The 16,371-nt window shown below is 67.0% G+C and carries 16 protein-coding genes and 1 tRNA gene; 9 read left to right on the top strand and 8 right to left on the bottom strand.

What is annotated here, in order from left to right; genetic code table 11:
* Positions 1-208 precede the first annotated feature (208 nt).
* Together ACRYCC_RS32765 and ACRYCC_RS32760 are read left to right on the top strand one after the other, a co-directional pair.
* A complete protein-coding gene (locus tag ACRYCC_RS32765; protein ID WP_433817635.1) occupies positions 209-781 on the top strand; it encodes a hypothetical protein in 573 nt (190 codons plus the stop codon).
* 87 nt (positions 782-868) lie between these two features.
* Positions 869-1,495 carry a type II secretion system F family protein gene (locus tag ACRYCC_RS32760; RefSeq protein WP_433817634.1) on the top strand — a complete coding sequence of 209 codons (627 nt, stop codon included), beginning with the start codon at positions 869-871 and terminating at the stop codon, positions 1,493-1,495.
* A 105-nt stretch (positions 1,496-1,600) separates the two neighbouring features.
* Here the strand turns inward: ACRYCC_RS32760 and ACRYCC_RS32755 are convergent, their stop codons facing one another.
* Together ACRYCC_RS32755 and ACRYCC_RS32750 are read right to left on the bottom strand one after the other, a co-directional pair.
* Positions 1,601-3,670, bottom strand: a complete 2,070-nt coding sequence (locus ACRYCC_RS32755) for a hypothetical protein (RefSeq protein ID WP_433817633.1) — start codon at positions 3,668-3,670, stop codon at positions 1,601-1,603.
* A gap of 128 nt (positions 3,671-3,798) precedes the next feature.
* The gene (locus ACRYCC_RS32750) at positions 3,799-4,137 is read right to left on the bottom strand and encodes a hypothetical protein (RefSeq protein WP_433817632.1); all 339 of its coding nucleotides are present in this window, start codon (positions 4,135-4,137) and stop codon (positions 3,799-3,801) included.
* Positions 4,138-4,536: 399 nt separating this feature from the next.
* Here ACRYCC_RS32750 and ACRYCC_RS32745 point away from each other — a divergent pair, with 399 nt between their 5' ends.
* Genes ACRYCC_RS32745 through ACRYCC_RS32735 form a run of 3 tightly spaced genes read left to right on the top strand, consistent with a single transcriptional unit; the run spans position 4,537 to position 5,941 of the window.
* The gene (locus ACRYCC_RS32745) at positions 4,537-5,211 is read left to right on the top strand and encodes a hypothetical protein (protein ID WP_433817631.1); all 675 of its coding nucleotides are present in this window, start codon (positions 4,537-4,539) and stop codon (positions 5,209-5,211) included.
* A gap of 46 nt (positions 5,212-5,257) precedes the next feature.
* The gene (locus ACRYCC_RS32740; protein ID WP_433817630.1) at positions 5,258-5,479 is read left to right on the top strand and encodes a hypothetical protein; all 222 of its coding nucleotides are present in this window, start codon (positions 5,258-5,260) and stop codon (positions 5,477-5,479) included.
* A 6-nt stretch (positions 5,480-5,485) separates the two neighbouring features.
* A complete protein-coding gene (locus ACRYCC_RS32735) occupies positions 5,486-5,941 on the top strand; it encodes a TadE/TadG family type IV pilus assembly protein (protein ID WP_433817629.1) in 456 nt (151 codons plus the stop codon).
* 31 nt (positions 5,942-5,972) lie between these two features.
* Here the strand turns inward: ACRYCC_RS32735 and ACRYCC_RS32730 are convergent, their stop codons facing one another.
* Entirely contained in the window at positions 5,973-8,327 is a 2,355-nt protein-coding gene (locus ACRYCC_RS32730; protein ID WP_433817628.1) for a hypothetical protein, read from the bottom strand.
* Between the two features lie 60 nt (positions 8,328-8,387).
* Here ACRYCC_RS32730 and ACRYCC_RS32725 point away from each other — a divergent pair, with 60 nt between their 5' ends.
* Positions 8,388-8,630, top strand: a complete 243-nt coding sequence (locus ACRYCC_RS32725; protein ID WP_433817627.1) for a hypothetical protein — start codon at positions 8,388-8,390, stop codon at positions 8,628-8,630.
* 1,168 nt (positions 8,631-9,798) lie between these two features.
* Here ACRYCC_RS32725 and ACRYCC_RS32720 read toward each other — a convergent pair.
* The 4 genes from ACRYCC_RS32720 to ACRYCC_RS32705 form a co-directional block, all read right to left on the bottom strand.
* Positions 9,799-10,395 (bottom strand): hypothetical protein, encoded by a 597-nt coding sequence (locus ACRYCC_RS32720; protein WP_433817626.1) that lies wholly within the window; start codon positions 10,393-10,395, stop codon positions 9,799-9,801.
* Between the two features lie 434 nt (positions 10,396-10,829).
* Positions 10,830-11,012 carry a hypothetical protein gene (locus ACRYCC_RS32715; RefSeq protein ID WP_433817625.1) on the bottom strand — a complete coding sequence of 61 codons (183 nt, stop codon included), beginning with the start codon at positions 11,010-11,012 and terminating at the stop codon, positions 10,830-10,832.
* Positions 11,013-11,101: 89 nt separating this feature from the next.
* Positions 11,102-12,421, bottom strand: a complete 1,320-nt coding sequence (locus ACRYCC_RS32710) for an AAA family ATPase (RefSeq protein WP_433817624.1) — start codon at positions 12,419-12,421, stop codon at positions 11,102-11,104.
* 326 nt (positions 12,422-12,747) lie between these two features.
* Complete coding sequence (locus tag ACRYCC_RS32705; RefSeq protein WP_433817623.1) at positions 12,748-13,146, bottom strand: hypothetical protein; 399 nt, start codon at positions 13,144-13,146, stop codon at positions 12,748-12,750.
* A gap of 239 nt (positions 13,147-13,385) precedes the next feature.
* Between ACRYCC_RS32705 and ACRYCC_RS32700 the strand changes: the two genes are divergently transcribed.
* A complete protein-coding gene (locus ACRYCC_RS32700; RefSeq protein ID WP_433817622.1) occupies positions 13,386-14,543 on the top strand; it encodes a recombinase family protein in 1,158 nt (385 codons plus the stop codon).
* Complete coding sequence (locus tag ACRYCC_RS32695; protein WP_433817621.1) at positions 14,540-14,827, top strand: hypothetical protein; 288 nt, start codon at positions 14,540-14,542, stop codon at positions 14,825-14,827. Before ACRYCC_RS32700 ends, ACRYCC_RS32695 begins: the two co-directional genes overlap by 4 nt.
* On the opposite strand, the gene ACRYCC_RS32690 is transcribed toward ACRYCC_RS32695, so the two are convergent.
* Positions 14,809-14,894 (bottom strand) — tRNA-Leu (locus ACRYCC_RS32690). The two genes, ACRYCC_RS32695 and ACRYCC_RS32690, sit on opposite strands and share 19 nt — an antisense overlap.
* A 120-nt stretch (positions 14,895-15,014) precedes the next feature.
* On the opposite strand from ACRYCC_RS32690, the gene ACRYCC_RS32685 reads away from it, so the two are divergent.
* Positions 15,015-16,325 (top strand): M20/M25/M40 family metallo-hydrolase, encoded by a 1,311-nt coding sequence (locus ACRYCC_RS32685; RefSeq protein ID WP_433817620.1) that lies wholly within the window; start codon positions 15,015-15,017, stop codon positions 16,323-16,325.
* Positions 16,326-16,371: the final 46 nt, after the last annotated feature.

Genomic DNA, 16,371 nt, shown 5'->3' with positions numbered 1-16,371 from the left:
GGGCCCGCAGCGCGGATATCCGAGCGACCTCTTTCTGCGTCGCACTCAGCCATCCTGCGCTACTCTGCGTACTCGGCTATGACGCACAGTGATTCAGGGGGGATCTCTGGTGGCGGTCGCATGTCGGCGGCATCTCCATGTGGCGTCGGCCTGTGCCTTAATGGTCGGCTGCCTGCTCTCCGGATGTTCGTCCACTGGAGCCAACAGCATGCTGGTGCGCGCGACGCCCTCAGCAGCATCGTCTTCGCCGGTAACTGATCAGGCGGCGGTCGCACAGGCCTACACCGACTACTGGGTGGCCTCCGTGCGGGCGGAGAAACTCCCAGCAAGCCAGGCCAGGGTCCTGCTCGCGCCCTACCTGACCCCCGAGGCCATGGCCAAGGAGTTGGCTGGCACCGCCAGGTGGCCGGGTCGGCACATCGAGGCATGGGGGTATGTCACCGTCCACATTCTCACCATCAAGGTGAACGAGCGGACCGCGAAGCTGACCGAATGCCAGGACGCGTCCACGGCCGGGGTCGCAGATGCGAGAACTCACCATCTGATCTCCGGCACCAAGGGGACCAGCCTGGTACCCATTCGCGCCTACCTACGCCGGGGTGACGATGCCGCTGGCGGGTCTATCAAAAGGAACTCCTGGAGTCGCGGTGCACGCGCCCCTCGCGATGACCGCCGTGCTGATCTTGGGTCTGTCCTCGTCGCGCTGGCGCCCTCTGGCGTGCCCGCGACTCCGCGTGCGGGCCGAGCTGGTCCGGACCGCGACATGGCCTGGGTCGGGTAGCACGGGCGAGTGGATCGGACCGTCCTCCGGCGTATCGCGGTAGCGGCGGGATCCGGTGCGGGAGCGTTCGCGTTCACCGGATGGCCCGTGATCGCAGTCGCGGTCGCCGCAGGCGTGATCGCCGTCCCCCAGGTCATCGCCGGGCACGCGGCGCGGGATCGCATCGCGCGACTGGAAGGGCTGGAGCAGTGGACGCGGCGGCTCGCCGACCTGCTGGCCGCCGGGCGGGCCTTGGAGCAGGCCCTCCAGCAGAGCGCCTCCCGTAACGTGCCGACCCCTATCGCAGAGCCGGTGCGCGCTCTTGCCCGCCGGATCAACGTCTCCCGTATGCCTACCGAGCAGGCGTTACGTGACTTCGCGCAGGAGCTGGACGACCCGGTCGCGGACCGCATTACGGCCGCGCTGATCCTGGTCGCCTGGCGCCGTGGCACCGGCGGCAGCAAGGTGCTCGCCGCCCTGGCCGAGCTGGTCGCCCGGGACATCGGCGACCGCCGCGAGGTCGAGGCGGCGCGCGCCGAGCACCGCACGACGGTGCGGTGGGTCATCGCCATCCTGGCGGTGCTGACCACCGTCGCGGTCCTGCAGCGCTCCTACGTGCAGCCGTTCGGTACCCGGCCGGGCAGGTGGTGCTGGCCTTGGCCGCGGCCTGCTACGGGGGTGCGCTGTGGTGGCTGCACCGGCTCGGCGGCCCGGACTCGGCACCACGGTTCCTGACCGGCCCCGGTGGGCTCAGGGATTCCGAAGGGTCTTCCAGCAGGAACCCGGGGGCGGTGGCTCCTGGTGAGTGAGCGTGGGTGCTTGGGTTCAGGAGCTGGCCGGCTAGTCGCGTTTGAGGATTCCGGTCAGGCCGGCTACCGCGGCGGTGGTCAGGACCCATCCGGCTGCGATGAGCGACCACGACCAGTACAGGGCCCAGCCTTGGGCTGTCCAGGCTTTCTCCTGGCCGAGGTCCACGATGGGCAGCAGGACGTCAAGGGCGTACGCCAGTGGATGGAAAGTGGGTGCGCCGGAGCTTGCTCGCATCAAGTTTTGAGTGTTGGTGCGTGTGAACACCTCGTCACCAAGGATGGCCAGCGCGGCCAGCCAGAGGCCGGAAAGCCAGGTGCGGTATCCGTACCCGACGGTGAGGTACATCAGCCAGTTGAACGGGTTGAGTGGGCTGCGGCGCCGCCACTGCTTGGTCACGCCGACCGTGCGGGCCGCCTCGATGTGTCCGGCACGCCGGTACGCTGCGGCGAGCTGATCATAGATTTGCGGACTGTAGCCGTCGGTCTGGAGCTTCAGCCAGCGCAGGCGGTCCCGCACAGTGATCTGTTCATTGCCCATCGTCTCGTAGGTGAATCCGCGCAGCAGTTGGAAGCGTGGCCAGGTGGGCTGAGCATCGTCGAAGACACCCACGCGCGCATTGGTGAAATCGATCCCTCCATCAGGGGGTTGCGCCAGCAGGAGACTCAGGTGCGCGATGTTTGCTCTCCTGAGGTTCAGCGCCCAGCCGCAGCCGTCCGGGTTGTTCAAAGATGCTTCTTTGAACAACAGGCTGGAACGGAGTTGGGCACCTTGCAGGCTCACCTCCCCATTGGCGGTGAAGCCGTTCTGACAAAACATGTCCTGCTCAACGGTAAGCCCGTCGGCATGCAGAGCGCTCCCGCCTGGGTTGTTGAGGGTGGCCCCATTGAGTCCGAGTTGACCGCCGATGCGAGCTCCGGCCAGGTCGACTTGTCCTGCTGCGGTGAACCCATGCAGACAGAACATATCCTGCTCGACGGTAAGCCCGTTGGCGCGCAGCGCGTCTCCGCCCGGGTTGCTGAGGGTGGCTCCGTTGAGTGCGAGCTGGCCGCTGACGTGAGCGCCGATCATGCTCATCTTCCCCTCAACAGTGAATCCGTCCATGCAGAAGATGCTCTGATCGACAGTGAGCCGGTCGGCGTTCAAGGCATACCCGCCCGGATTTTTCAGACTTGCGCTGCTGAGGTCGAGTATGTCACCGATGTGGGCGCTGGCCAGGCGTACCTCTCCCTCGACCGTGAACCCGTCAAACCCCTGCAAACTCTGGTCGACGGTGAGCCTGTCGGCGCTCAGCGCATACCCGCCGGCGTTCTTGAGAGATGCCCCATTGAGCATCAGCATTCCGCCGACCTGGGCACCGACCAGGTCGACCTCTCCGACTGCGCTGAACCCATTGATGCAGAGCATACTTTCATCGACAGTGAGCCCTTCCGCGCTCAACGCATGGCCACCGGGATTGTTGAGGGATGCTCCTTCAAGGCTGAGTTCTCCGCCGATGTGGGCACCAGCCAGATTGACTTCTCCTGCTGCGGCGAACCCGTCCACGCAGAGCATGTCGTGGCCGACGCTGATCCGGTGGGCGGTCAGCGCACGGCCTTGCTCGTTGCTAAGGGATGCTCCGCCAAGGAGGAACTGACCGCCGATGTGGGCGCCGGCCAGGAACACCTCACCCTTTGCCGTAAAGCCTTCACTGAGATCCAGGCTCCCGGTGGTTCGCAATTGCGCGGCGGACAGGCTGGTGATGTAGCAACCTGGCAGCCGGATCGCGGGTGCAGTGGCTTCATCGAGGTTGATGGGGTCTTCGATGTAGCAGTCGTGCAGAAGCAGCGGACACATGAGAACGCTGGCTTCCAGATCGAGCTGGCCGACGATACGGGCGCCTCGTATCTTGATCGCTCGGTTGCGTCCGTTATCGGCTGCTCGTTCCGCGGTGAGCAGGTCGATCAGGAATTCTGCGCGAATGCAGCGGGTCTCGTCCCAATCGGCACCGTTGGCGGGATCCTCGAGCCCGGTATCGGTGGAGCGCCAATCGACCAGCTGCCCGGAGCGAGCAGCCTGCGCAATGCGACTTTCGTGCTCGGACAACTGGTCCTCGGTCGTCATTGGCGTCTCCCCGTGCTCCCTTGTCATGAGCAGTGTGGCTGGCTGTCGTCTAGGGCGGAAGTGCTTAGCGATCGCGGTTCACGTCCGCGCTGGTTCTTCAATTCTTGCGAATCATTCGTCGGTGGCGGTCAGGTCGGGGGGTTGAGCACGGTGGTGTAGTGCTCGGCGGTCGCGATGGTCACGCCGAACAGGTCGCAGATACGGCGCAGGTCGCCGCCGGTGGCGGGGACTTCGTCAACGATGCGGTCTTGGCGGACAGCGGTGGCCGGCATGCCGAGGCGGCCGTTGACCCAGTGGCGGCTGACCGGGCCGGTGGCCGAGGCGTTCAGCCAGTGCACGAAGAAGTGGGGGTTGCGGCTTCCTGGACACCGGCGATGGCGGTCGTCGAGGTAGGCGGCGAGTTTGACTTTGACTGGGTCGGCCAGCAGCAGGGTGCGATGCCCGCACCCACCGCGGCGAGCCAGCACCCGGCACTCCCCGGTTCACCAAGATCTATACGACGTCATGAACATCGGCATCCTGTCAGGAATCCCGACGGAACGGCGAGAAATCAGCAAGATCAGGCCAACCCGCTACGACCTGCGACCCAGCGCCACCAGAGCACCCTGCACCACACAGAACTCAAAGCAGTAGAGGTAGGCCCGGCATCGCAGACACAGGCGAGCCGGTGAACGTCCTCGCCGTAGCGGGAGGCTGTCTCCTCGAACTCGGGCTCATCACCGTGGCCGTACAGCTGCGGCCCGCCCCGCCCCGGCTGTCCGCCGCTCTCGACCGGCTCGACGGCACCCAACCCGCTGGCGAGCCGTCTGGGAGAGCTGATCTGGGGCGGTGGGTGGTGAGCTGGTTGCCCAGTAGCGGGCGGCTCGGTGTTCCGGTCGCCGATCGACCTGGCCGGGGTGGATGTCGAGACCTTCGTGATCAAGAGGATCGGGTACCTGCTGCTCGGCCTGGCGATCCCACCCGTGCTGAACCTGGTGGCGTCCCTGATGCTGGACGGTGCCCTGTCCTGGCCGCTACCCGCCGGGGCCGGGCTGGTCCTGGGGGCCATATTCGCGCTGGTTCCTTCCATCGCGGTTCGCCGGCAGGCTGCGGAGCTGCGCTGGGAGTTCCGCGCCGCCCTGTCCACCTACTTGGACCTGGTCGCCCTGGAACGCGCCGCAGGTGCCGGGCCCAGCGAGGCCCTGTACGCACCCGCGGACGTGTGCCGCGGGTGGGTCTTCACCCGCATCGACCACGTACTGGCTCGGGCCAGGAGCGCGGGCGAGCAGCCGTGGCACGGCCTGGCAGACCTCCGCCGCCAAGCCGGAGTACCGGAGCTGACCGAGCTCGCTGATATCGCCGAGGACGCCGGGGCGGTCGGCGCGTCGGTGCTGCCCACCCTGCTCGCCAAGGCCACCCCGATGCGCAGCGCGGCGCTCGCCGAGGCCCGAGCGAAAGCCAACAGCCGCACTAGCGAGATGCCGGTGGCCATCGCCATGTCCATCGGCGGATTCCTGCTGCTGGTCTGCTTCCCCACCGTCTATCGCCTGTTCCTGACCTAGAACGTCCTGACCTGCAACTTCCTGACTCACAACAGAGGAGAACGCCATGCACGAGCTGCTGCCCGCCGAAGTCGCCTACCTGGGCGCCTACGCCGCCGGATTAAGAGATCGCCTGCGCCGGGCAACCAGCGGGGACGGGAGCGATGCTGGCGCGATGTCGGCCGAAGCGATGATCATCACCGGGATTCTGGTGGCCACCGCCCTGACCGCGCTGGGCATCATCGGCGCCAAGGTCATCGCCAAGGCCAACTCCCTCAAGCTCGGGTGAGCACCCATGGACGGGAGCAGGGGTGTTCGGGGTGAGAGGGGTGCGCTCAGCGTCGAGACGGTGATCGCGCTCCCGGTGCTGATGATGACCATCCTGGTCTGCATGCAGGTGTTCCTGCTGTACTTCGCCCACTCCATCGCGCTCGCCGCCGCCCAGGAAGGCGTACGAGCCGCCCGCGCCGAACACGCCTCCCGCAGTTCCGGCGCCACCGTGGCACAGCAGTACGCCACCAGGACGGCGGGCGGTTTCCTGTCCGGCATCACCGCCTCGACCACCGTGACCTCCACCGCGGTCCGCGTCCAGGTCCGCGGCCGGGCGCTGTCTCTCGTCCCGTTCCTGCCGTCCTTCACCCTGCAGGCGCAAAGCGCCGGGCCCATCGAACGGTTCACCACAGATACCCGCGGGCTCACCAATTCCGAAGGATCTGATCCGAACCCGAGGGCGGTGACGCCTGGTGGGTGAGCACAGGTCCTTTGGTTCGCGAACCTGTTTGTTAGTCGCGTTTGAGGATGCCGGTCAAGCCTGCGACGACGGCGGTGGTCAGTATCCATCCGGCCGCGATCAGAGCCCACGACCAGTACAGCGCCCACCCGTGGGGAGTCCATGCCTTCCGCTGGCCGAGATCGATGATGGGCACCAGTACGTCCAAGGTGTAGGCGAGGGGATGGAAGGCCGGCGCGTTGGGGCCCGCCCGCATCATGTGCCGGGTTTGGGCGTAGGTGAACACCCGGGTGCCCATCACGGCCAGCGCGGCCAGCCAGATCGCGGCGAGCCAGGTCCGGTAGCCATACCCGACGGTGAGGTACAGCAGCCAGTTGAGCGGATGGAGGGCGCTGCGGCGCCTCCACTGCTTGGCCACGCCTACCCGGCGGGCCGCTTCGACCCGTCCGGCGCGCCGGTAAGCGGTAGCGAGCTGGTCGTAGATCTGGGGGGCGTAGCCGCCTGGATGGAGCCTCAGCCAGCGCAGCCGGTCCCGGATGCCGACTTGATCGTTTTCGAGGGTGTCGTAGGTGAAGCCGCGCAGCAGCAGGGAGGTGGGCCAGGTCGCCGGGTCGTCATCGAAGGAGCTCACGCGGACGTTGGTGAGGTCGACTCCGCCCTGCGGGGTGTGCGCTGGCCGGAAGATGAGGTGGCGCGCGGTGGCGGCTTCGAGGTCCAGCGCCAGGCCTGCGGGGTTGTTCAGGGAGACGTCTCGCAGGTCGAGGTGGGAGCCGACCTGGGCGCCGGCCAGGTGCAGGCCGCCCAGGACGGTGAGCCCTTCCTGGCAGTACATGCTCTTGTCGACGGTGAGCGCTTCAGCGGTCAGCGCGTACCCGCCTGGGTTCGTGAAACGCCCGTTGAGCAGCAGGAACCCACCGATATGTGCACGGGACAGGCGCACTTCCCCCTCGGCGGAAAAGCCCTTTCGAAACAGCACCTCCCGAACGACGGTGAGCCCGTCGGCGTCCAGCACGCGCCCATCAGGATTGGCCAGGTGGGCCCCGCTGAAGTCGAGCTGGCCGCCGATGTGGGCGCCGACCAGATCGATGCGCTCGTTGGCGGTGAATCCGTTCCGGCAGTACATGTCCTGCTCGATGACGAGGCGAGCGGCAGTCAACGCATACCCGCCCGTGTTGGACAGGTGCGCCCCGTCAAGGTCGAAAACGCCTTTGATGTTGCCGCCCGGGAGCCGCACCTCACCTGCGGCGGTGAACCCGTTCCGGCAGAACATGCCCTGGTCGACGGTGAGCCCGTCGGCGTTCAGCGCATACCCATCGGGGTTGGACAACTGGGCCCCGCTGAAGTCGAGTTGACCCTCGATACGGGCCCCAGTCAGGCTCACTTCGCCATCGGCCGTGAAGGCCTCTCCGCAGTACATGTCGTGGTCGAGGGTGAGCCCATCGGCGTTCAATGCGTACCCGCCGGGGTTGGCCAGGTGGGCTTCGTTGAGGATGAGCCGGCCGCCGATGTGGGCCCCGACCAGGTTCACTTCACCGTCTGCGGTGAGCCCCTCCCCGCAGTACATGATCCGGCCGACGGTGAGCCGAGCGGCGTACAAGGCGTGCCCGCCGGGGTTGGTCAGGTGTGCGCCCTTGAACGAGAGCTGGCCGCCGATATGGGCCCCAGTCAGGCTCACTTCACCATCTGCTCGGAATCCCTGCTGGCAGAGAACGACCCGGCTGACGGTCAGCCCGTCCGCCGTCAACGCACGTCCGCCGGGGTTGGTCAGGTGCGCCCCGGTGAGGTCGACTTTGCCGCCGATGTCGGCGCCGGTCAGGTTCATTTCGCCCTGGACGTTGAAGCCCTCCCGGCAGGACATGTCTCCGGTGCTGGTGAGTCCCTCGGCGTTCAATGCGTACCCGCCGGGGTTGGCCAGGTGGGCTCCGTTGAGGTTGAGCCGGCCGCTGATGTGGGCGCCGGTGAGGTCGACCTCGCCATGGGCGGTGAAGCCGTCGTTGAGTTCGAGGCTGCCGGTGGTGCGCAGGTACCCGGCCGACAGGCCAGGAAGGTCACAACCGGGCAGGCGGATGGAGGGCGCGGTGGCTTCGCCGAGGTTGAGGGGCTGTTCGAAGTGGCAGCCTCGCAGCAGCAGCGGGCGAAGGAGCGTGCACCCCTCCAGGTCGAGTGGACCGGTGATGCGGGCGCCTTGAATCTTGATGGCTCGCCCCCCTCCGGCCTCGCCTGCGGGTTCTGCGGTGAGCAACTCGATCAGCAGCTCGGCGCGCACAGCGCGGGCATCCTGCCGGCTCGCACCGCCTGCGGGATCGTCCAGCCCGTCATCGTGGACGCGCAGGTCGACCAGTCGCCCGGTACGGGCGGCCGCCACGATACGGCGTTCGTGTTCGGCCAGCCGATCGTCGGCCATCATGAAGGCCTCCTCACGTGTCCCCGTCACAGGGAGTGTGACCGGCTGCCGCCACGCACGGAAGTGGCCGGCGACGATGCCGCTGGTTCCAGCCAGATGGTGAGCACCCGCTCTCTGGCACGGCCTCTCGGCCGCGACCGGGGCAGTGTCACCGCCGAGACGATGATCATCATCCCGGTGCTGATCCTGGTCCTTTCTGCCGGTCCCTCGGCGGAGGACTCCGCCGACGATGGCGTCGACGATTCCCGCCGCCTGGTCCGGCCGGAGTCGAGTGCGGTGCCCCGACGTGAGAATCATCGTGGCTGAGGCCAGCTGCAGCATCGCGACGAAACGACGAAGGCCCTCCCGGAGCTGAACCTCGGGGAGGGCCTTTCGTCGCGTCGCTGGCACCGGCGGCCGTCGCGACGTTGACGCGGGACGGGTCCCTCAGCTCGACTGTCAGCCCCATCCAGGAGAGGAGGGCGCCTGATCGTCGGCGGCGTTGAGAAGGTGCTCCCTAAGCGGGGGAACTCAACGCATGAGGTGAGCACTTCCGCGGGGAGGTGCCGGAGTATATCGGTTCAATGTGCCAGGTTGCTTTGAGGGCAGCAGGCTTTCCGCGGAGGCTTGCGACGCTGATCTCGACCGGGCGAGCAGCCGCTCACAACGAGCAGCGGGGACGTCCGGCCGCGTGGGCCCAGGTATGGATTGTTCTTAGCAGTTGATGTTGAGTGCGTCGTAGTGCGCGTAGGAGTAGCCACCGGCTTTCATGTACTCTTCGTGCCGGTAATACCTGGTCCCGCCAGAACAGCCGGTTTGGGTGACGGCATAGGAGCTGTTGGTGCCGGAATCTGTATCTGTGTCAACCAGCTTTCCGCCGGTCCGATAGAGGTCTGATTTGGCGATGGTCCCGGGTGAAGTGCTGGCGCAGTATGTTCCTACTTCTCCCCATACGCTACCGCCGCCAGGGTAGGGGCCGTCATAGATTCCGATGCAGTCAGGACCGAGAACGACTTGCGCGTAGGGGACGGTCGCGGGGGGTTTGGGGACGTCGGCAGGCCGGAGGGTGTCCATCTTCTTCCGCAGGGCTTCACGTTCTGCGTTGGTCTTGGGGATGATGACCCTCACACCTGGAGAAGGAGTGGGGTGTGGGGTGGCGAGGGCGGATGTCGCAGGTACAAACGCGGCTCCGCCTGCTACGACAGCCATGGCCACGGCTCTGATGCGCATGGTCGATCCATCCCTGAGGAGTGAGGCCGGCCCCCCTGTCAGGGGGTGCTCGATCTTCGAGTCGTGACGATCGTCAGCGGGGGTCCAGCCCGATCTCAAGGTGAGTGACCACTGTGGGTCAAAATAGATGTAAAGGTTCACGCTGAGTGAATTAATCAGCACCGAATACGATAGAAAACTCAACTAGTCGAGGTTCGTTCATTTAAAATTCACTCATGACGCTCTGTGCGTCGGATGTGTTTTCTACGCGGTTTGAGGAGTTGCGTCATTGGAAGCGACCCCCGGACTCCCGGTCGGAATCAATGGTGAGAGAGACCAATCGAGTTCCGTCTGCCGCCAGCGCGTCGATGGTCGGGGCGTGGCGTCCGGGCCAGACCACCACGACGTGGCCGTGGAACGGCACCGGGAGCAGACGGGCGCCGACCTGGACGCGGTCGATTTCCGCTGCGGCGCGTATCCGGGCGTGGCTGATGTAGAGATCAGTGTCTAGGGATGTGTCGCCGGCGTAGGTGCTGCCGGCGCCGTGGTGCCGGAGGTGGCCGCCGAGGTGGGCGGCGGCGGGGCGGTCGGTCAGGGGGTATTCGGGTACCAGGCCGCCTCCGCCCCCGAGGCTGCTCCAGTTGCCGCCCAGCCGAAGGAACGGCCGTACATCGATCAGGGGGCGCGGTTGGGGCAGGCGGGAGGGACGTTCGGGTGGGCCTTTCCACCATCGCAGCATCGCGACCACCGCGATGTCGCCGTCCACATCGAGGCCGAGCGGGATGAAATCGTGTTCGTCCCTGAGTACGCGTCTTTCCGGGAGCTCGTCCGGGAAGCCATCGCGCAGCAACCGGTGGCATTCAGCGATCAGCTCTTCGTCCACACAACGAGCATAGGTTGACCCGAACTCTGACCCCCCTTCGACGAAGGCATGACTTCCCCTCCAGGGCGTGTAGACGCGCACGCATTGCGGGGACCACGGTGACGTGGTTGGGACGGCACCGCAGCCGAGATCCTCGGGGTTTCCCGTCCTCACTGAGTGGCAGGTGCCGGAGTGCCAGGGCACGCCTGGCCCCGATCCTTCGACACGTTCTCGATGACTAGGACGCGGTCATGCCCAGGTATCCCTGACGCTTTCGGATCGACCGGGCGAGGTCCCGGGCCGTTGTGAAGGCCCGGGACCTGTGCCGAAAAACGGTGCACCTTTGACCGGTGATCAGGTGCGGTGAGGCGTGCGCATCAGGTGGATGCCGACGCCGGTGGTGATGCAGAAGATCAGGCCTTCCACCACCACGGTGACCCAGGCGGGTGCGGCCATCACGCGCCGATGCCGGTGATGGTCGCGGCCGCGATCGCGCCGGCGATGGACAGCTGGACCATCGCGCTGGTGATCTCGGTGGCGGACTTGGTCGGGGTGTCGCTGGCCGTGGTCACCGAGAGGCCGGACTTCCCGATCGACGACTCCCACATGTGCGTGGTCCGGCTGGTGCGGATGTCCACGTCTGCGCGGTCGGTGGGGGTCGCCTTTCTTTCCCGACGAGGTTGCGCTCTTCGTATTCGCGGGCGCGGGCGGGTTCCAGGCCCGGCGCTTACGGAGCTGAGAGCGCTCGGCCGGGCCAGCCGCCGGCCTCGGCACGCACGAGGCCGGCGAGCTCGGCGACTTCTCGCCCGTCGGTGTCGACTGAGACGTCGCCGATACCTGCGAGGTCGAGTGCGTCGGCGATCTGGGCGGCCTCGACCACGCGCCGGCGCAACGCCGCCTCTGACCGCCCGCGCAACTCGTCGCCGGCGATGGCCGGTCCACCGCCCTGGCCACGCAGCAGGATCCGCTCGGCGAGCGTGTCCCGTCCGGCGCGGAGCCGGCACACCGTCCACGCCGCCGACGGGATCGCTCCCATGTACCGACCGACGGTTTCCTGCTCAGCGACGTTCCCGGACATGATCAGACACCGGGCGCCGGCCACGCGGAAGCCCTCCCAGACACAGCCGAGGTGATGTGCCTTGAGCCGGTGGTGATCGGGATCGTCATCCGGCGCGGGCCGGCAGAACCCGAGCTGGGCGAGGTCGATGTAAGCGGCCGGTACCCCGTCGCCGAGCACCCGCGTGAAGATCTCGTACCCGACCGTGGACTTGCCGACCGCCGGCGGCCCGCACAGCCACAACACCGGGACCGTACCGGTGCGCGCGGCGTCCAACGGCGGCAGCGGGGACACCTGCCGTGGTGGCACCCGGCCCGGCCAGCCGGCGCCGCGTACCCGTGCCGCCACCTGCGCGACGGCCACCCCTGCGGTGTCCACGATCAGGTCGGCGAAGTCGGTGCGGTCCAGCTCCGCCGCATTGCGGACCGCCTCCTCGGTCAGGTGCCGCAGCGACCCCCGGCGCGCGATCCGGTCGCGCAACTCCTCGTGGCCGACGCGCAGCCGGCACACCATCAAGGCGGTATCGGGAAGCAGGTCAGCGTGCCGGCGTACCTCCTCGGCGTCATCGACGATGCCGCTCACCACCAGGCACTGCGCCCCCGCTGCCCGGAAGCCCGACCAGACCTGTCCAAGGTTGCGCGCTTTCACCCGGTTGTTGTTGGGGTCGTCCTCGGGCGCCGGGCGACAGAGGCCGAGCTGGTCCAGGTCGACGTAAGCGGTTGCGGTTCCGGCATCGCTGATCTGGTCGAAGAGTTCGAATCCGACGGAGGTTTTCCCGACCCCGGGCGGGCCGCAGAGCCACAGGACCGAGCCGCGTCGCACCAGCGCCAGGCTAACGGATCCGGCACGGCCCGACGATCGGATCACGCCCTGGCCGTCCTCTTCGACATCACTCTGCGTTGGATCGCCGCGCACCTCGATGGCCTCTCCGAGGAGCAGGTAACCGCGCCCGCTGCGCTTTTCGGCCCTACCGACCACCGAGAACACCATGCCGAGACCGACGAGGGCGACGACCCAGAAGCCTGATGGTCGGTAGCGGCGCGCAAGGTCAATCCGAACGATGCAAGATCATGTTCAACTTAAGAGTGTGTCCTGCGTGGTTATCGGGTGATCACCCGATAACCACGCAGGACACACTCTTAAGGACCGGCCTCCGTTCAGGAGGCCGGTCCGCTTTTGTCCACCCCACGGCGATCGTCTTGATCTGCAGCCGGGGACCGCCCGCTCGCCGGACTCACGATCACCCTGGTGGCGCGGGAATGCACAGGCGGGAAACAGAGCAAGGGCCCGGCACACACCGGGCCCCTGCAAGTGGGCTACACGCCGTCGTGGAGGTCGGCGATGGCACCGATCCAGCCGCCGATGGCGACGAGGATGGCGTTGAGGCCGACGACGGCGGTGATGCCGGCGACGCCGGCGATGGTGGAGCCGCCGACGAAGCCGACGATGATGCCGATGCAGGTCACGGGAAGGGCGACACCGGCGATGATGGAGGCGCGGTTGGCGACGCCCCTGGTGAAGACGCCCCACAGGACGCCGACGACACCGATGACGCCGAAGGTGACCAGGCAGTAGATGACGTCGCCGGAGTCGAGGACGGCGTCGAAGAGGTCGGTGCTGATCCCGGCCAGGATACCGCCGCAGAGGCCACCGAAGAAGCCGCCCAAGATGACGGCGAATACGACGGCGATGGCGAGGCGACTACCACGCTTCATGTTGATTCTCCCTGTTTGTGGCGCGCCTCATGCTGGGTCGCGCTTCAGGGATCTACCGTGCCGAGCCGGGCACACCACGCACACGGCCCGCATGCCCTCCGGGGGCATCGGCCGATCCCACTGGATGAAGGCCGGCCCGGTGAAGGCGCCGCACATCTACGGCAGGTCCTGGCGATCTACCAGCGCCTCGGATCCCCCGATGCTCAGCGGGTGGAGACCACCCTGCGCGACCATGATCTGTGACAGGACGATCACCAGAGCCCCATCGAGTCGACATCGACAAGTCCCGCTCGATCCCTTGGTCGCCTCGGCCATACGCCAAGGCCCTGCTGGATGAGCTGAAGGACCCTGCCTGCGGCTTCGACGCCGTAGTGATCGGGGAGCCGCACCGGGCGTTCTACGGCAACCAGTACAGCCTGACGTTCCCGCTGTTCGAGCACTTCCGCGTCCCGCTATGGGTGCCGGAGGTCGGTGGCCCGATCGATCCCGCCAACGAGGCCCACGACATGATCATGGGGGTGTTCGGGGGCCTGTCCAAGGGTGAACGTAACCGGATCAAGATCCGGGTAAAGGCCGCGATGTCGGCGATCACCGCGACGGAGGGCCACTATCTCGGCGGACGCCCGCCCTACGGGTACGACCTCGAGGACGTGGGCGCCCACCCGAACCCGTCCAAGGCCGCTGACGGCAAGCGCCTCAAGCGGCTGGTGGCCCACCCGGTCACCTCACTGGTGGTGAAGTGGATCTTCGCGCAGTACCTGCGGGGACGCGGTACCAAGGACATCGCCGAGGAACTCACCCGGCAGGGCATCTTGTCGCCCTCGGCCGCCGATCCGGAACGCAACCGGCACCGCTGCCAGGTCGCCTGGTCGAAGTCGGCGGTCAAGGTGATCCTCACCAACCCGCGCTACACCGGCCGCCAGGTATGGAACAAGCAACGCAAGGGCGAGGTCCTGCTCGACATCGAGGACGTGGCGCTCGGCTACACCGTCAAGATGCGGTGGAACGAGCGTGACGCCTGGATCTGGTCCGAGCACGAGGTCCACGACGCCCTGGTCAGTGTGGCCGACTTCGAAAAGGCCCGAGAGCTGCGGGCCGTACGAGCCCGCGGCCAGTACTCCAAGAAGGGCAAAGCGACCGGGCGGCCCTACGTCTTCCGTGGCTGCCTGCACTGCGGGTACTGCGAGCGCAAAATGCAGGGAAACTGGAACAACCGGCAGGTCTACTACCGGTGCCGGTTCCCGCAGGAGTACGCCCTGGTCAACGAGCTCCACCACAGGCCTCCGACTCAACAGAGACGGCCACCCTGGACCTGCGGAACCAGCTGGCCGACTGTGACCGCAGGCTCAAGCAGTACCGGGCCGCTCTCGACGCCGGAGCCGACCCGGCCGAGGTGACCGGCTGGATCAACACCGTCAAAGCTGAGCGGGCCAGTTTGGACGCCCAGTTGCTCAACGCCCCGCGGGCGGATCGGATCTCCGCGCAGGAGATCACCGAGCTTCTGAGCAGAGCCGGGAACCTGGCCCAGATGATCGCTGTCGCCGACCCGTTGGACAAGGCCGGTTTGTGCCAGCGCCTCGGCCTGAGGATGACCTACTATCCCGAAAAGCAACTAGTGGAGGCCCGGGTGATCCCGGAACCCCCACATGTGCGTTCGGTGCGTGTCCGAGGGGGGACTTGAACCCCCATGCCCCGTAAAGGGCACTAGCACCTCAAGCTAGCGCGTCTGCCTATTCCGCCACCCGGACTTGCATGCGCGATCGAACGCGCTGCGGCGGGCCAACCATACCAAAGGTCAGGAGTCGCGGCGAAGTCGATCGCGGGGCACGATGGAGACCGTAGGACCCGAGGCGCGAAGGAGAGCACCCATGGACGACCGGCCGACCGCGGAAGACGAGGTCGTCGAGCTTTGCCGCGACCTCATCAGGATCGACTCCAGCAACCCCGGTGATCATTCTGGGCCCGGTGAGCGCGCGGCCGCGGAGTACGTCGCGGAGAGGCTCGCCGACGTCGGCCTGGAGCCCCAGATCCTGGAATCCCACGCCAAGCGCACCAGCCTGGTCGTCCGCATCGAGGGCGAGGACCGCTCCCGGGACGCCCTGCTGCTGCACGGTCACCTCGACGTGGTGCCGGCCCGCAAGGAGGACTGGACGCTCGACCCGTTCAGCGGCGAGATCCAGGACGGCTGCGTCTGGGGCCGCGGCGCGGTGGACATGAAGGACATGGACGCCATGATCCTCGCGGTCGTACGGCAGCGCCTCCGGGAGGGGCGGAGGCCTCCCCGGGACGTCGTGCTGGCCTTCCTGGCCGACGAGGAGGCGGGCGGCAAATGGGGTGCCCAGTGGCTGGTGGACGAGCATCCGGAGCTGTTCGAGGGCTGCACGGAGGCGGTGGGCGAGGTCGGCGGCTTCAGCCTCACGGTGCCGGGCGACCGTCGGCTCTATCTGATCGAGACGGCGGAGAAGGGCCTGGCCTGGATGCGGCTCACCGCGCAGGGGCGGGCCGGGCACGGCTCGATGGTGCACCCCGACAACGCGGTGACCGAGCTGGCGGCCGCGGTCACCAGGCTGGGGACCCATGAGTTCCCGATCAGGCTGACCAAGACCGTCCGGGCGTTCCTCGAACAGGCCTGCGAGGCGTACGGGATCGAGTTCGATCCGGGGGACCCGGAGAGGGCGCTGGCCGAACTGGGGCCGTTGGCCCGCATGATCGGGGCGACCATTAGAAATACCCTTAATCCGACAATGCTCGACGCAGGGTATAAAGCCAATGTTATTCCCCAGGAAGCGACCGCCCACGTGGACGGCCGTTTCCTGCCCGGCCATGAGGACGAGTTCTTCGCGACCGTCGACCGGCTGCTCGGTCCGGCGGTGCGGAGGGAGTTCGTCCATCACGACGCCGCGGTGGAGACCGACTACGAAGGCGCCCTGGTGGCGGCCATGGAGACCGCGCTGAAGGCCGAGGACCCGGGCGCGTGGCCGGTGCCGTACTGCCTGTCCGGCGGCACGGACGCGAAGGCGTTCGCCCGGCTCGGCATGCGCTGCTACGGTTTCGCGCCGCTCCGGCTTCCCCCAGAATTGGACTTTTCCGGAATGTTCCACGGTATCGACGAACGGGTCCCGCTCGACGGATTGCGCTTCGGCGTACGAGTTCTCGACCGTTTCCTTGATCTCTCCTGAATAAGTCACAAAAACCTTCTCGGAATGGCTTGCGGAGCACGCAGAC

Source organism: Actinomadura scrupuli (assembly GCF_050971785.1).
Taxonomy (GTDB): domain Bacteria; phylum Actinomycetota; class Actinomycetes; order Streptosporangiales; family Streptosporangiaceae; genus Actinomadura_E; species Actinomadura_E scrupuli.
The sequence above is the reverse complement of the archived record's forward strand: the minus strand, read 5'-3'. Positions and strand labels throughout refer to the sequence as shown.

Coding starts and splice junctions, on each gene's coding strand:
- ACRYCC_RS32765 (WP_433817635.1), top strand. CDS start 209: ATGCTGGTGCGCGCGACGCCCTCAGCAGCATCGTCTTCGCCGGTAACT.
- ACRYCC_RS32755 (WP_433817633.1), bottom strand. CDS start 3,670: ATGACGACCGAGGACCAGTTGTCCGAGCACGAAAGTCGCATTGCGCAG.
- ACRYCC_RS32740 (WP_433817630.1), top strand. CDS start 5,258: ATGCACGAGCTGCTGCCCGCCGAAGTCGCCTACCTGGGCGCCTACGCC.
- ACRYCC_RS32735 (WP_433817629.1), top strand. CDS start 5,486: ATGGACGGGAGCAGGGGTGTTCGGGGTGAGAGGGGTGCGCTCAGCGTC.
- ACRYCC_RS32730 (WP_433817628.1), bottom strand. CDS start 8,327: ATGATGGCCGACGATCGGCTGGCCGAACACGAACGCCGTATCGTGGCG.
- ACRYCC_RS32710 (WP_433817624.1), bottom strand. CDS start 12,421: ATGGTGTTCTCGGTGGTCGGTAGGGCCGAAAAGCGCAGCGGGCGCGGT.
- ACRYCC_RS32705 (WP_433817623.1), bottom strand. CDS start 13,146: ATGAAGCGTGGTAGTCGCCTCGCCATCGCCGTCGTATTCGCCGTCATC.
- ACRYCC_RS32685 (WP_433817620.1), top strand. CDS start 15,015: ATGGACGACCGGCCGACCGCGGAAGACGAGGTCGTCGAGCTTTGCCGC.